This window comes from Actinoplanes sp. CA-051413 (assembly GCF_050955795.1).
In the GTDB taxonomy this organism is placed as follows: Bacteria; Actinomycetota; Actinomycetes; order Mycobacteriales; family Micromonosporaceae; genus Actinoplanes.
The window spans coordinates 9619607-9634899 of record NZ_CP192100.1 but is presented as its reverse complement, the minus strand read 5'-3'; the positions used below and the strand labels follow the sequence as shown (position 1 = coordinate 9634899).

Sequence of the window (15293 nt, the reverse complement as noted above, 5' to 3'; positions counted from 1 at the left end):
AGTGGCACTCGCCCTCTACCGCAAGTACCGGCCCCGGACCTTCGCCGAGGTCATCGGGCAGGAGCACGTCACCGAGCCGTTGTCGCAGGCACTGCGCAGCGGCCGGCTGCATCACGCCTATCTGTTCTCCGGGCCGCGCGGCTGTGGCAAGACGTCCAGCGCGCGCATCCTCGCCCGCTCGCTCAACTGCGAGCAGGGCCCGACCCCGGAGCCGTGCGGGGTCTGCGCCTCGTGCAGGTCGCTGGCCAACGACGGCGCCGGGTCGATCGACGTCATCGAGATCGACGCGGCCAGCCACGGCGGTGTCGACGACGCCCGTGACCTGCGGGAAAAGGCGTTCTTCGCGCCCGCCAGCAGCCGCTACAAGATCTACGTCATCGACGAGGCGCACATGGTCTCGTCGGCCGGCTTCAACGCGCTGCTCAAGCTCGTCGAGGAGCCGCCGGACTACGTGAAGTTCATCTTCGCGACCACGGAGCCGGAAAAGGTCCTCGGCACGATCCGCTCCCGCACCCACCACTACCCGTTCCGGCTGATCCCGCCGGCGGTGCTCCGGCCGTACCTGCAGCAGCTCACCGAGGCCGAGGGCGTGCACGTCGACCCGGCCGTGCTGCCACTGGTCGTACGGGCCGGCGGCGGCAGCGCCCGGGACACCCTGTCGGTGCTCGACCAGCTCATCTCCGGCTCCGGCCCCGAGGGAGTGAGCTACCCGCGGGCGGTCTCGCTGCTCGGCGTGACGGACGTGGCGCTCATCGACGAGATGTGCGACGCGCTTGCGGCTGGTGACGGCGCGGCGGCGTACCAGACCATCGACCGCGTGGCCGAAGCCGGCCACGACCCCCGGCGCTTCGCGTCCGACCTGCTCGAACGCTTCCGCGACCTGATCGTGCTGCAGCAGGTGCCGGACGCGGTCAGCAAGGGCCTGATCGACGGCCCGGCCGACCAGCTCGAGCAGATGGGGGCGCAGGCCACCCGGCTCGGCCCGGCGACCCTGTCCCGCTGCGCGGACATCGTGCACAACGGCCTGGTGGAGATGCGCGGCACAACCGCGCCGCGGCTGCTCCTCGAGCTGATCACGGCCCGCATGCTGCTGCCGGGCGCGGACGACGCGAACAACGCGCTCCTCCAGCGTCTGGAGCGGATGGAGCGGCGTCTCACGCTGACCACCGATGAGGTACGCCCGGAGCCCGCCACCGCAGCGCAATCTCCGGCGCAGGCGGGTGGGGGTGGGGGTATCTCCGCTGCTCGTGCCGCTGCTGCTGCGGCTGGGCGGCGGGCGCCTGCAGGGGGCGTTCCGTCCGGTTCCGTCTCGGGTCCTGCGTCGTCGGAGCCGGCCGCCGCGCCGGTTTCTTCGGCCGGGTTGGGCTCTGCTGCGCCGGTATCGGCGGTGCCTGGCGCGGTCGCGCCGGTTTCCGCCGCCGGGCCGGCTGCTGCTGTCCCTGGGCCGGCTTCCCCGGCTGGGCCTTCGTCTGCCGGACCTTCCTCCGTCAGGCCGGCTTCCGGCGGGCCAATCTCCGCTGGGCCGTCTTCGGCTGGACCAGCCTCCGCTGGGCCTGCCTCTGGCGGCCCTACGTCCGCAGGTCCGGCCGCTGCTGGGCCGGTCTCAGGCGGACCGGTTTACGCTGGGCCGGCTTCCCCGGTCGCTGGTGAGCCTGATCTCGGGCCGCCTTGGGACACGGAGCCGGAGCCAGACCCAGGGCCGCCCTGGGAGACGGAACCAGATGTCGAGCCGCCGTGGGCGACGGAGCCCGAATCGGCAACGCCCGCGCCGAAGTCCCCGACCTCGTCCGCGCCGCGTTCGGCGTCTCCGGCCGCCGCGCCGATCTCCGCCGGTGGGAGGCCCGCTGCGAGCACCTCCGCGCCGGCCGATTCCGGTGCGTCTCCGGTTTCCGCTGCCCCCACTTCCGGGACGCCGGTCTCGGCAAACCCCGTCTCGGGCGGTCCGACCGCACCCGCCTCGGGCGCTCCTACGCCGGCGAGCCCTGTCTCAGGCAGCCCGAACGGTGGCCCAGCCGGCCGCCGGCCCGAGCCCGCCGGCCTCATGCCCGACGCGCCCGAAGAGCCCGGCTACGCCCCGCAGGCCGAGGCCCCCGGGCAGCTGTCGGCAGCGGCGATCCGCGAGGTCTGGCCGGAGATCATGACGGCGGTCAGCCGCAAGAGCAAAAAGATCGCCGCCCTCGCCCAGGGCGCAACCGTGCGCGACCTCGAGGGCCAGACCGTCGTCCTGACCTTCCGCTTCCCCGCGCACGCCAAGATGGTTGCCGCGGAGCCGACGCTGATCTCCGACGCCCTCTATGAGGCACTCGGCGGCCGCTGGCAGATCCGCTGCGACGTCGCCGGTGAGAGCGGCCCGTCGCCGGGTTCGGGCGGTTCCGCCCCGCAGGGCCCGCGTGGCGGTCCGGCCGGTCCCGCTCAGCGTTCACCGCAGGCCCAGGACGGTCCGCCTCGCCAGGAGACGGTTCGCACCGCACCGACCACCGGTGCGGCCCCCGCGCGGCAGCGGGACCCTGCCCCCCGCGCTTCGGCGACTGTCGCGAGCGACGCCGGCGACGAGTGGCCGGAGCCAGCCCGTCCCGGAGGACTCGCTACCGCGGTGGCCACCCAGGTCGCGGCACCCGCGGTCGAGGAAGAGGAGTGGCCGGAGACGGCCCGGCCCGGTGGTGCCGCGGTCGCCGGCCGGTCCGGCGGGCCGGCCTTCGCGGACCCGAGCGTCGGTCAGACCACCCCGATCGGCGTCGAAATCGACGGCCCGGGCGGCGGTCAGGGCTTCAGCGGCCCGGGCGGCGCGCCGAGCGGCGGCCCAGGCGGCCCAGGCGGCGGCCCGAGCGGCGGCCAAGGGCCCGGCCTGAGTGGCGGCCAAGGAGCCGGCCAGAGTGGCGGCCAAGGAGCCGGCTCGAGTGGCGGACAGAGCGGCGGCCTGGGCGGCGGCCAAGGAGCGGGCCCGGGCAGTGGCCAAGGCATGGGTGGCCCGAGCGGCGGCCAAAGCGGCGGTGGCCCGGGCAACAACGCCCCGAGCAACCGCGTCGTCTCGGACGCTCCAGGCCCGAACACCACCGACGACCGGGCACGCCCATCCGAGCAGCCCGGCGCCGCAGCGGAAAGGTCCCGCAACAGCGCACCCGCAGCCGCCGCGGCCCCGGTGACCAGCGGACGACCCCCGTCCAGCGGTCTGGCCGCCGCCCGAGCCGCTGCCGCCGGCGCCGGTCGTGGCACCAACGCGGCCCCACCGGCCAAGACCGGCGCCTGGTCCGACGGCTCACCGACCGAGGAAGCCCCCTACGACCCGGAGTACGACGGCCCACCCCGCCCCGACACCGCCCGGTCCAACGGCAGCGGCGGCCAGGCCAAGGGCGGCGCCGGCCAGGTCAAGGGCAGCGGCCCGGCGTTCGAGGGCTTCGACCCCGGCGACGAGCCGCTCGATGACGTGATCGACGAGAAGACCGCCCGGCAGAGCAGTGAGCAGCAGGCCGTACAGCTGCTCCGGGACGCCCTCGGGGCGGAGAAGATCAGCGAGTCCTGACCCGGTTCCGTGCCGCGCGTGCGGGGCACTGGACAATGGTCGGGACTACCCCCGTTTTAAGGAGCTATGCGATGCGCCCCGGTGGACAGCCGAACATGCAGCAGATCATGAAGCAGGCGCAGAAGATGCAGCAGCAGGTCGCGCAGGCGCAGGCCGAGCTGGCCGAGGCCGAGGTCACCGGTACGGCCGGCGGTGGCCTGGTCACCGTCGTCGTCACCGGGCTGGGCGAGTTCAAGTCCATCAAGATCGACCCGAAGGCGGTCGACCCGGAGGACGTGGAGACGCTGGAGGATCTGGTGCTCGCCGCCATCCACAACGGGTCCGAGGCGGTGCGGGAGCTGACCGAGCAGAAGATGGGTCCGGCCACCGGCGGCCTGGGCGGCCTGTCCCTCCCGGGATTCTGAGCCTGTGTACGAGGGCGCCATCCAGGACCTGATCGACGAGCTGGGCCGCCTGCCGGGTGTGGGCCCGAAGAGCGCCCAGCGGATCGCCTTCCACGTCCTGTCCGCCGATCCCGCCGACGTGAACCGGCTGGCCAGCTCCCTGCGCAAGGTGAAGGAGCTGGTCCGCTTCTGCACGACCTGCTTCAACGTCGCCGAGTCGGAGCAGTGCCGGGTCTGCCGCGACACCCGTCGCAGCAACGAGGTCATCTGCGTCGTGGAGGAGCCCAAGGACGTCGTCGCGATCGAGCGGACCGGTGAGTTCCGCGGTCGCTATCACGTCCTGGGTGGCGCCATCAATCCGCTGGAGGGCATCGGGCCCGACAACCTGCGGATCCGGGAGCTGCTGATCCGGCTCGGCACCGGCGAGGTCAAGGAGCTGATCCTGGCCACCGACCCGAACACCGAGGGTGAGGCCACGGCCACCTACCTCGCGATCATGGTGAAGCCGATGGGCATCGCGGTCACCCGGCTGGCCAGTGGTCTGCCGGTCGGCGGCGACCTCGAGTACGCCGACGAGATCACCCTGGGTCGTGCGTTCGAGGGACGTCGCGCCGTCTGACCGTGCATTGCGATCTTGTTCCGCAGACTGGGAAAAGACACGATCCGATACCAACCCACGATGTGTTCGCCATCAGCGGTTAGGGTCGCGCCAACGGTGACCAATGGTCACCGCGTTTGTCCGTACCCACAGGACGAGGTGAACACGATGCGTGCATCGAGGATGCAGGCGAAGAGGCTCCGGACGGTCATCACCGCCGGTGTCATTGCGGCTCTGGCGATCGGTGCTGGCGGCTGCGCCGACAGTGACCGCGACAGCGGTGGCGACGAAGGCAAGGCCGCTACCGGCGGTACCTTCATCTTCGCGGGCGCCGGAGACCCGAAGAACTTCGACCCGATCTTCAACGATGATGGGGAGTCGTTCCGGCCGATCCGGCAGATGTACGACACCCTGATCGAACATAAGCCCGGCACCGCTGAGCTGCAGGGCGGTCTGGCCGAGAGCTGGAGCAACGACCCGACCGGCAAGATCTGGACGTTCAAGCTGCGCCAGGGCGTCAAGTTCCACGACGGCAGCGCGCTCGACGCCACTGCGGTCTGCGCGAACTTCGACCGCTGGTACAACATGAAGGGCGATGCCGCCCAGTCCCAGATGATCTACTACGCCGACGTGTTCGGCGGCTTCGCCGGCAGCCCGGACGCCGTCTACGACAACTGCAAGGCGCAGGACGCCAACACCGCGGTCGTGACGATGAAGAAGTACAAGGGCGCCTTCCCGGGTGCGTTCGCGCTGACCGCGTTCTCGATCGCGAGCCCGACCGCGCTGAAGCAGTACGACGCCGACAAGGTGACCCAGAACGGCGACTCCTTCGCGTACAGCGCGTTCGCGAACGAGCACCCGACCGGCACCGGCGCGTTCACGTACGGCGGCTGGAACAAGGCGACCGGCGAGATCACGCTGAACAAGAACCCCGACTACTGGGGCGACAAGGCCAAGGTCGACAAGATGATCATCAAGATCATCAAGGATGAGAACACCCGGAAGCAGGAGCTGCGCGCCGGCACGGTGCAGGCGATCGACTTCCCGGCCCCGGCCGACCGCAAGGCGCTCGCGGGCGAGGGCTACAAGGTGCTCGACCGGCCCGCCTTCAACATCCTCTACCTGGGCATCAACCAGAAGAACCCGAAGCTCAAGGACCTGCGGGTCCGGCAGGCGATCGCGTACGCGCTCAACCGCGCTCAGCTGGTGCAGACCAAGGGCCCGGGCGGCGCGACGGTGGCCGACGAGTTCATGCCGAACACGGTCCTCGGTTACGCCGCGGACGTGCAGAAGTACGACTACAACCTCGAGAAGGCCAAGCAGCTGCTGAGCGAGGCCGGCGCGACCGGCCTGACGCTCAACTTCTACTACCCGACCGAGGTCTCCCGGCCGTACATGCCGAACCCGCAGGAGATCTTCACCGTCCTGGCGAATGACCTGCAGGCCGCCGGCATCAAGGTCAACGGTGTCCCGCGGCCGTGGAACGGCGGCTTCAAGGACGACGTGCAGCAGTTCGGCAAGCAGGACCTGCACATCCTCGGCTGGACCGGCGACTACAACGACCCAGGCAACTTCGTCGGCACGTTCTTCGGCCGCGAGAAGGTCGAGTTCGGCGACAAGGGCATGACCGAGATGTTCACCGCCATCGGCAAGGCCGACGCGACCGTCGACATGGCGGCCAAGAAGACCGCGTGGGAGCAGGTCAACCGCGACCTCGCCACCAAGTGGCTGCCGGCCGTCCCGCTCTGGCACGCCCCGCCGGCGCTGGTCACGACGAAGAACGTCGAGGGTCTGGTGCCGAGTCCTCTGACCAACGAGGAATTCAACACCGTCTCGCTGACCAAGTAGTCCGTAGCACCAGGCACCGCCGCGGCCCGGACCGGGATGATCTCCCGGGCCGGGCCGTCCGGCGCGATTCTGACAGGATGCGTCATTCCTTATGGTGAGAGTCATCTTGCGCCGCCTGATCCAGCTGGTCGTCACCCTCATTGCCCTGACCACCCTGGTTTTCTTCTGGCTGCGCAGCCTTCCCGGCGGGCCTGTCGACGCGTTGCTGGGCGAACGCGCGACCCCGCAGACCCGCGAGTTGCTGACCCGGGCCCTCGGCTATGACCAGCCGATCTGGACGCAGTACGGCCGCTTCGTCAAAAACGTGGTGACCGGCAACTTCGGGAACTCCATCCGTACCGGCGAGCCGGTGATGGACGTGATCAGCCGGTCCTTCCCGGCAACCATCGAGCTGGCCGTCGCGGCGATCATCATCGCGATCGGGCTGGGCATCCCGCTGGGCTACCTCGCGGCCCGGTACCACGGGCGGTTACTGGACAACGCCACGATCATCGTCACGCTGATCGGCATCTCGATCCCGATCTTCTTCCTGGGCTATCTGCTCAAGGACGTGCTGACCCAGAACATCCACATCTTCCCGCCGTCCGGCCGGATCACCACCGGCACGGACAACACGGACGTGACCGGCTTCTTCGTCCTGGACGGTCTGCTCACCCGGGAGTTCGACGCTTCCGCCGACGCCCTCTGGCACCTGGTGCTGCCGGCCCTCACCCTGGCCACGATCCCGCTGGCGATCATCATCCGGATCACCCGGGCCAGCGTGCTGGACGTCCTGGACGAGGACTACATCCGTACCGCGGACGCCAAGGGCCTGCGCAACGCCACCATCCGCAAGCGGCACGTGCTGCGCAACGCGCTGCTGCCGGTGGTCACCACCATCGGCCTGCAGACCGGTGCCCTGCTGGCCGGCGCGGTGCTGACCGAGAAGGTCTACAACTGGGGTGGCCTGGGCACGCTGATCACCGACTCGATCAGTGGCGGCCGCGACTACCCCGTGCTGCAGGCGTTGATCCTGCTCGCCGCATTCATCTTCATCGTGGTCAACCTGCTGGTCGACCTCTCGTACGCCGTCATCGACCCGAGGGTGCGTGTGCAGTGAGCGGAACCGGAGGGCTGAGCGGACCCGGAGGATTGGCGACGCTCGCCGACCACAAGCGCCGCCGGATCGAAGAGCTGACCGCCCGGACGTCCGAGGCCGGTGGGGTCAGCCTGATCCGCGACGCCGGCCGCCGGCTGCTGCGCAACCCCACCGCCATGGTGGGCGCGATCATCATCCTGCTGTTCCTGATCATCGCGATCTTCGCGCCGCTGGTGGCCCCGCACGACCCGGTGCAGCGGTTCCCGGAGCTGACCAAGGACCTGACCGTCGACACCATCCCCGGCGCCACCGCCGGGCACCCGCTGGGCAGTGACCCGCTGGGCCGCGACTTCGCGTCCCGGATGATCTACGGCGCCCGGCAGACGCTGTTCGTCGGCGTCCTGGCCACGTTCATCGGTCTGTTGTTCGGCGTCGTGCTCGGCGCGATCGCCGGTGCCGTCGGCGGCTGGCTCGACGTGCTGATCATGCGGCTCACCGACGTCATGCTGGCCCTGCCCAGCCTGCTGCTGGCGATCACGCTGGTGGCCCTGGCCAGCCGGTCCACCCAATGGACGGTGATCATCGCCGTGGCGGTGGTGAACGTGCCGATCTTCGCCCGGCTGCTGCGCGGGTCGATGCTGGCGCAACGGGAGAGCGACCATGTGCTCGCCGCCCGCGCGCTGGGCGTGCGGCGGCGCGACATCGTGCTGCGGCACATGCTGCCGAACTCGCTCACCGCGGTCATCGTGCAGGCCACGCTGACCTTCGCGGTGGCGATCCTGGACGCGGCCGCGCTGTCGTTCCTGGGCCTCGGCGACCCGGACATCAACCGGGCCGAGTGGGGTCTGATGCTGGGCGTGGACGGCGTACGGTATTTCGAGGTCCGCCCCGAACTGGCCTATCTCCCCGCCCTCGCGATCATTTTTGTGGCCCTCGGCTTCACCTTGCTCGGCGAGAGCATGCGCGAGGCGCTCGACCCGAAGAACCGGCGGTGATCAGTCATGCCTTTGCTCGACGTTCGTGATCTGTCGGTTGTCTTCCAGCGCAAGGGCGCCAAGCCCTTCACGGCGGTGGACGGCGTCAGCTTCACCGTGGAACCCGGCCAGACGGTCGGGCTGGTCGGCGAGTCCGGCTGCGGCAAGTCGGTGACCAGCCTGGCGATCATGGGTCTGCTGCCGCGCCGCGGTAACAAGGTCACCGGTGAGGTCCGCTTCGAGGACACCGACCTGCTCCAGCTGCGCCCGCAGGAGCTGCGGGACCGGCGCGGCCGGGACATCGGCATGATCTTCCAGGACCCGCTGTCCTCGCTGAACCCGGTGCTCCCGCTCGGCCTGCAGGTGGCCGAGGTGCTGGAACGCCACCAGGGCCGGACCCGGCAGGCGGCGCTGCGCGAGGCCCGGGGACTGCTCGACGCGGTCGGCATCCCGGACCCGATGCGGCGGCTCAAGGAGTTCCCGCACCAGCTCTCCGGCGGTATGCGCCAGCGGGCGCTGATCGCCATCGCGCTGGCCTGCAAGCCGCGCCTGCTGATCGCCGACGAGCCGACTACGGCCCTGGACGTGACCATCCAGGCCCAGATCCTCACGCTGCTCAAGCAGCTGGTGGAAGAGTCCGGTACGGCGCTGGTGATGATCACCCACGACCTGGGGGTGGTGGCCGGTCTCTGCGACACGGTCAACGTCCTGTACGCCGGCAAGGTGGTCGAGCGGGCCGAGCGGCACGACCTGTTCGCGGAGCCGCGGCACCCGTACACGCACGGGTTGTTGCAGTCGGTGCCGCGGCTGGACCTCGACCGGGGTGGGCGGCTGCACCAGATCCGTGGCTCGGTCAGCGACAACATTCCGTGGTCGGAGGGCTGTGCCTTCGCACCGCGGTGTGACCGGGTGATCGACGCCTGCATCGGCGACACGGTGCCCCTCGAGCCCACCTTCCGCGGCGGCGCGCTGCGGTGCACGAACCCCGTACCGCAGGAGGTGCCGGTGTGAGCGACGCACTCGTGGAGATCGACGACCTCAAGGTCCACTTCCCGATCAAGAGCGGACTGCTCTTCGACCGTACGGTGGGTTATGTCTATGCCGTTGACGGTGTCTCCCTGAAGGTCAAGCGGGGCGAGACCTACGGCCTGGTCGGCGAGTCCGGCTGCGGCAAGTCGACGCTGGGCCGCGGCCTGCTCCGGCTGGTCGAGCCGACCAGCGGCGGGATCACCTTCGACGGCACCGACGTGCGCTCTCTCAAGGGCGAGCAGATGCGGCTGTTCCGGCGCCGCATCCAGATGGTGTTCCAGGACCCGCTGTCCAGTCTGGACCCGCGGCAGTCGGTGGAGTCCCTGCTCGTCGAGGGGCTCAAGGCGCACGGCCTGCACAAGGACAAGGCTGACGTGCAGAGGCGGCTGAAGTCCACCCTGGACTCGGTCGGTCTGCCGGCCTCGGCGCTGAACAAGTATCCGCACGAGTTCTCCGGCGGACAGCGGCAGCGGATCGGCATCGCCCGGGCCCTCGTGCTCGGCCCCGAGCTGATCGTGGCCGACGAGCCGGTGTCCGCGCTGGACGTGTCGATCCAGGCGCAGGTGGTCAACCTGCTCGGTGACCTGCAGGACTCGCTGGGGCTGACCTACCTGGTGATCGCGCACGACCTGGCCGTGGTCCGGCACATCTCCGACACCATCGGCGTGATGTACCTGGGCTCACTGGTCGAGGAGGCGGACGGCGACCAGCTGTACGACCGGCCGCTGCACCCGTACACCAGGGCTCTGATGTCGGCCGTGCCGGTCCCCGACCCGCAGGTGGAGGACCGGCGGGAGCGGATCCTGCTGGCCGGTGACCTGCCGTCGCCGGCGAACCCGCCGACCGGCTGCCGGTTCCACACCCGCTGCCCTTGGGCGCAGCCGACCCGCTGCGCCAGCGAACGCCCGGAGCTGCGGGTGTTCGACGACTCCGGCCAGCGGGTGGCCTGCCACTACGCCGAGGAGATCCTCAGCGGCCAGCTCAAGATGCACGAGGTACGCGCGGAGCTCGTCCGCCCGGATTCGGACACCGCGCCCGACGTGGGCGCCGAGCTGATCCAGACCCGGACGGACCTCCCCGCGCCCTAGCTCCAGTCGATCTGCGGCGAGGGATAGAAGTCGACGCCGCGTGCGGTCCATCGGGGGCCGTACGCGGCGAGCCGCTCGCGGAACGACGCCCAGTCGTGGGTGCTCTGCGGCGACCAGCCCAGCTCGGCGATCGCCGGCAGGCGGGGGAACGCCATGAACTCGATGTCGTCCAGGTCGCGCAGCGTCTCCGACCAGAGCGGCGCTTCCACGCCGAGGACCGCGGTGGCGGGCAGGCCGGTGAGACGGGTCGCCGGATCCCAGTCGTACGCGGTGCGGACCTCGATGTAGCCGGCCCAGGACAGGCCGAGCGGCGTGTTCGCGTCGTACTTCTGATCGATGTAGGCCTTGTTCGCCGGGGACATGACCACCTTGGTGCCCCGGGCGGCGGCGGCCACCACGGTCGGGTTGGTGGTCGCGGTGTCCCAGAACTGGGCCACGGCGTTCGCGGAGGCCGGCGACTTGGTGATCTCGTTCCAGCCGTACGCGATCTTGCCGTACTTGGCGACGAGCGGGAGCACGCGCTGCTGGAAGGTCAGGTAGTCGGCGTCGGTGGTGGCGTGGGCCTCGTCGCCGCCGATGTGCAGGTACGGCCCCGGCGTCAGCGCGGCGAGCTCACGGATGACGTCCTCCACGAACCGGTACGTCGTCTCCGAGCCGATGCACAGCGAGCTGTAGCCGACCGCGGTGTCCGTACGCGGTGGCGGGGCCACACCGTCACAGGTCAGCTCGGGATAGGCCACCTGGGCGGCGTTGACGTGCCCGGGCATGTCGATCTCGGGCACGATCGTCACGTGCCGGGTGGCCGCGTACCGGACCAGGTCCCGGTAGTCGGCCTTGGTCAGGTAGCCGGGACCGGTGCCGTCGACGCCGGTGCCGGGCCCGCCGCCGACCGTGGTCAGCCGCGGCCAGCTGTCGATCTGGATGCGCCAGCCCTGGTCGTCCGAGAGGTGCAGGTGCAGATAATTGATCTTGAAGCGGCTGATCTCGTCGACGTACGCCTTGATCTCGTCCGGGGTGTGGAAGTGCCGCGCCACATCGAGCATCGCCCCCCGGTACGCGAACCGCGGATGGTCCACGATGCTGCCACCGGCCACGCTCCACGCCCGGCGCACGACGGTCCGGGACTCGATCTCCCGCGGCAGCAACTGGCGCAGCGTCTGCGTCCCGGCGAAGAGCCCGGCCGCCTTGTTGGCCCGGATGGTGATGCTCCGGCGGTCGACGCTGAGCCGGTAGCCCTCGTCCCCGAGCTGCGCGTCATCGGCGCCGAGCAGCAGCGAGATGGTCGGCAGCACGCGCGGGGCGGCGGGCAGGACGGGCAGCGGGTAGCCGGTCGCCGGGCGCAGCGCGCGGGCGAGCTGATCACCGACGGCCCGCGCCGCGACCGAACCGGGCTGCGTGCGGATCACGGTGAGCGGCCCGAGCCGGAAGTCAGCGCCGGCGGCGGGCCGCACCTCGACGGGCGCGGGAATGACACTGCTGAGCGCCGGCACCGCGCCGGCCGCCGGGGCGGCCGAGGCGGCAGTGGGTAGCGCAGCAGTGGGCAGCCCGAGAGCTGCGACGAGGAACATGCGGGTCACGACAGGTCTGGCCACGACCCGACGCTACATTCGGGCTTGTCTATCTGTAAAGGTTCCGTGCAGTTGATCAGCCCTCGGGCCGGTTCAGCAGCCCGACCGCGATCGCGTGAACGGCGTCGAGGTCGGCCGGGTCCTTGAGGGTGGTCTTCGCGCCGGTCACGGCATACCACTCGTCGGCGTCCTTGTACTGCGCGCGGATGGTGACCTGGTCGCCGGAGAGCTCCGTCTGGAGGGTCACGTCGCCCGTGATGACACCGGCTTCGTCGGTCATCACGCCGCCCTGACCGGCGACGATGTCGGTGGTCCGGCTCGTCGCCGCGGAGGCGGCGGTCGCGGGAGCGGTGGTGGCCGTGGGAGCAGCAGCCTCGGGGGCCGCGGCCTCAGCTGCGGGGGCCGGCTCGGCGGCCGCGGCGGCCGGGTCGGCGGGGGCGCCGTCGGGGACGGCGGCCTGCTCAGCGGGGGCGGCCTCCGTCGCAGGTGCGGCCGCAGACGCGGGTGCGGCCGGGGCCGTGGGTGTGGTGGCGATGGGCTGAGCCGCGGCCGGAGCGGCGGACTCAGCGGTGGTTTCGGTGGCGGGCTTGTGCTTGGTCATCGGCACTTCTCCAGCATTTTCTTCAGCTCGACCTTCTCCTTGGTGGTGACCGTGAGCTTCCACCGGCTCTTCACCACGATCCAGTCCTGAGCGTATTGGCACCACGAGCCGGTCTGCTCGGGTTTCCAGGTGGACGGGTCCTGGTCACCCTTTGACCTGTTCGACGCGGCCGAAACCGCCACCAGCTGGGGATCGTCGAGATCGTTGGCGAACTTCTCGCGCTGGTCGGTGGTCCAGGCGGCCGCGCCCGAACGCCACGCGTTGGCCAGGGGCACCACGTGGTCGATGTCCACCTTGGCCGGGTCGGTGATCTTGTCGCCGTCGTAGACGCTGATCCAGGTGCCCGCGACCACGTTGCAGCCGGAGACCTTGACCTTGGTGCCGTCACGCTTGAGGACCGTGTCGCGGACGTCGCAGTTGCTGCCGGTGCTGTTCCAGTGCGGGAACTTGGCCCGGCTGTAGCCGCGCATCGAGCCGGTCTTCGTGACGACCTTGAGGGCGTCGAGCTTCTTGCGGGCCGCGGCGGGATCGGACGTCGTGGTGGTGCCACCGGTCGGGTCCGAGCCGGAGCCCGAGCCGTTCTCGGCGGGCAGTTCGCAACCGGCGGCGACGGTCACGGTGAGCAGGGCGGCAGCGACACGCAGGGTCCACAAAGGAGTGATACGAGGGGGCACGAAGTAAGCGTATGCGCCCTACGCCCGCTTGGCGAAAGTCGTCATCCGTGCCGGATACGTCCCGCGCGCCGCCCGGGTGAACCAGGGCGGCGCGCGGAACAAATGCTCAGCGGACGCGGTTGACCGCGCTCGTCACGGCCTTGATCGAGGCGGTGACGATGTTGGCGTCCAGCCCCACGCCCCACACCGTCTGGCCGTTGACCTCGCACTCCACGTACGCGGCGGCCTGGGCGTCGTGACCGGAGGACAGGGCGTGCTCGGCGTAGTCGAGGACGCGTACCTGGATGGCCAGCGGCTGCAGCGCCTGCACGTACGCGTCGATCGGGCCGTTGCCGACCCCCACGACCGGGCGCCGGGTGTTGCGGTGCCGGACCTCCGCGTCGATCTCGACCTTGCCGTCCACCGTGGCCGTGCTGTAGCGCTCCAGCTCGATGATGCCGAACTGCTGGTGGTCGACCAGGTACTCGCCCGCGAAGATGTCCCACATCTGCTGCGGGCCGACCTCGCCGCCGTCGGTGTCGGTGAAGTGCTGCACCACGCCGGAGAACTCGATCTGCAGCCGGCGCGGCAGGTCGAGCTTGTGCTCCTCCTTCATGATGTACGCCACCCCGCCCTTGCCGGACTGCGAGTTGACCCGGATGACCGCCTCGTAGCTGCGGCCCACGTCCTTCGGGTCGATCGGCAGGTACGGCACGCCCCAGGTGAAGGCGTCCACGTCCACGCCGGCCTCGCTCGCGTCCTCCCGCAGCGCGGTCAGGCCCTTCTTGATCGCGTCCTGGTGCGAGCCGGAGAACGCGGTGTAGACCAGGTCACCGACGTACGGGTGACGCTCGTGCACGGGCAGCTGGTTGCAGTACTCCACCGCGCGCTTGATCTCGTCGATGTCCGAGAAGTCGATCATCGGATCGATGCCCTGGGAGAAGATGTTCAGCCCCAGCGTCACCAGGTCCACGTTGCCGGTGCGCTCGCCGTTGCCGAACAGGCAGCCCTCGACGCGGTCGGCGCCGGCCAGCACACCCAGCTCGGCTGCGGCGACGGCGGTGCCCCGGTCGTTGTGCGGGTGCAGGCTGAGGATGATGCTCTCGCGCCGCGGCAGGTGCCGGTGCATCCACTCGATCGAGTCGGCGTACACGTTGGGGGTGGCCATCTCGACGGTGGCCGGCAGGTTGATGATCAGCGGGCGGTCCGGCGTCGGGTCGATGACGTCGATGACCGCCGAGCAGATCTCCAGCGCGTACTCCAGCTCGGTGCCGGTGTAGGACTCGGGGGAGTACTCGTAGAAGATCTCGGTGTCCGGGGTGTGGATCTCCGCGTACTTCTGGCAGAGCCGCGCCCCGGTCGTCGCGATGTCGGTGATCCCGGCCTTGTCCAGGCCGAAGACGACCCGGCGCTGCAGCGTCGAGGTCGAGTTGTAGAAGTGCACGATGGCCCGCTTGGCGCCGCGGATCGACTCGAAGGTGCGGTCGATCAGGTGCTCGCGGCACTGCACCAGCACCTGGATCGTGACGTCGTCCGGGATCAGGTCCTGCTCGATGAGCTGGCGGACGAAGTCGAAGTCGGTCTGGCTGGCGGCCGGGAAGCCGACCTCGATCTCCTTGTAGCCCATCGCGACCAGCAGGCTGAACATGCGCCGCTTGCGCTCGGGGGACATCGGGTCGATCAGGGCCTGGTTGCCGTCGCGCAGGTCGACCGCGCACCAGCGGGGCGCGGCCTCGATGCGGCGGGCGGGCCACTGCCGGTCGGGCAGGTCGACGGCGAACTGCTGCTGGTAGGGCTGGTAACGCTGGAACGGCATCCGGCTGGAGCGCTGACGCGCGATGGGGTCGCCGGTTACATCCGTGGTGGAAGACATGGTGAGGGCTCCTGAAAAGTGGTCAGTTCCGAGGAACGACCGGCGCGCGTCAACTCCGCGACGAGGTGCCGGCCTGGGAT

The 15293-nt window shown here is 70.2% G+C and carries 12 protein-coding genes; 8 read left to right on the top strand and 4 right to left on the bottom strand.

The genetic code is table 11. The features are described from left to right. Position 1: 1 nt before the first annotated feature. The 8 genes from ACQP2Y_RS45425 to ACQP2Y_RS45390 all read left to right on the top strand — a co-directional run bounded on the left by ACQP2Y_RS45425 (position 2) and on the right by ACQP2Y_RS45390 (position 10518). On the top strand, positions 2 to 3520 hold the full coding sequence (locus ACQP2Y_RS45425) for a DNA polymerase III subunit gamma and tau (RefSeq protein WP_433722967.1): 3519 nt from the start codon (positions 2 to 4) through the stop codon (positions 3518 to 3520). Between the two features lie 95 nt (positions 3521 to 3615). Beyond that, entirely contained in the window at positions 3616 to 3924 is a 309-nt protein-coding gene (locus ACQP2Y_RS45420) for a YbaB/EbfC family nucleoid-associated protein (protein ID WP_239130031.1), read from the top strand. 4 nt (positions 3925 to 3928) lie between these two features. After that, on the top strand, positions 3929 to 4522 hold the full coding sequence (gene recR / locus ACQP2Y_RS45415; RefSeq protein ID WP_360546216.1) for a recombination mediator RecR: 594 nt from the start codon (positions 3929 to 3931) through the stop codon (positions 4520 to 4522). A gap of 147 nt (positions 4523 to 4669) precedes the next feature. Further along, a complete protein-coding gene (locus ACQP2Y_RS45410; RefSeq protein WP_433722964.1) occupies positions 4670 to 6349 on the top strand; it encodes an ABC transporter substrate-binding protein in 1680 nt (559 codons plus the stop codon). 91 nt (positions 6350 to 6440) lie between these two features. Beyond that, entirely contained in the window at positions 6441 to 7448 is a 1008-nt protein-coding gene (locus tag ACQP2Y_RS45405; RefSeq protein ID WP_433722962.1) for an ABC transporter permease, read from the top strand. A gap of 32 nt (positions 7449 to 7480) precedes the next feature. Beyond that, positions 7481 to 8422, top strand: coding sequence for an ABC transporter permease (locus ACQP2Y_RS45400; RefSeq protein ID WP_360547110.1), 942 nt, complete (start codon positions 7481 to 7483; stop codon positions 8420 to 8422). Positions 8423 to 8428: 6 nt separating this feature from the next. Continuing rightward, complete coding sequence (locus tag ACQP2Y_RS45395; RefSeq protein ID WP_433722960.1) at positions 8429 to 9412, top strand: ABC transporter ATP-binding protein; 984 nt, start codon at positions 8429 to 8431, stop codon at positions 9410 to 9412. Beyond that, a complete protein-coding gene (locus ACQP2Y_RS45390; protein ID WP_433722958.1) occupies positions 9409 to 10518 on the top strand; it encodes an ABC transporter ATP-binding protein in 1110 nt (369 codons plus the stop codon). Before ACQP2Y_RS45395 ends, ACQP2Y_RS45390 begins: the two co-directional genes overlap by 4 nt. On the opposite strand, the gene ACQP2Y_RS45385 is transcribed toward ACQP2Y_RS45390, so the two are convergent. The 4 genes from ACQP2Y_RS45385 to leuA form a co-directional block, all read right to left on the bottom strand. Beyond that, a complete protein-coding gene (locus ACQP2Y_RS45385; protein ID WP_433722956.1) occupies positions 10515 to 12110 on the bottom strand; it encodes a beta-N-acetylhexosaminidase in 1596 nt (531 codons plus the stop codon). The genes ACQP2Y_RS45390 and ACQP2Y_RS45385 overlap by 4 nt on opposite strands. Positions 12111 to 12162: 52 nt before the next feature. After that, positions 12163 to 12621 carry a hypothetical protein gene (locus tag ACQP2Y_RS45380; RefSeq protein ID WP_433732378.1) on the bottom strand — a complete coding sequence of 153 codons (459 nt, stop codon included), beginning with the start codon at positions 12619 to 12621 and terminating at the stop codon, positions 12163 to 12165. Between the two features lie 62 nt (positions 12622 to 12683). Beyond that, positions 12684 to 13361 carry an HNH endonuclease family protein gene (locus tag ACQP2Y_RS45375; RefSeq protein ID WP_433722954.1) on the bottom strand — a complete coding sequence of 226 codons (678 nt, stop codon included), beginning with the start codon at positions 13359 to 13361 and terminating at the stop codon, positions 12684 to 12686. Positions 13362 to 13467: 106 nt separating this feature from the next. Next, a complete protein-coding gene (gene leuA, locus ACQP2Y_RS45370) occupies positions 13468 to 15213 on the bottom strand; it encodes a 2-isopropylmalate synthase (RefSeq protein ID WP_433722952.1) in 1746 nt (581 codons plus the stop codon). Positions 15214 to 15293 lie beyond the last annotated feature (80 nt).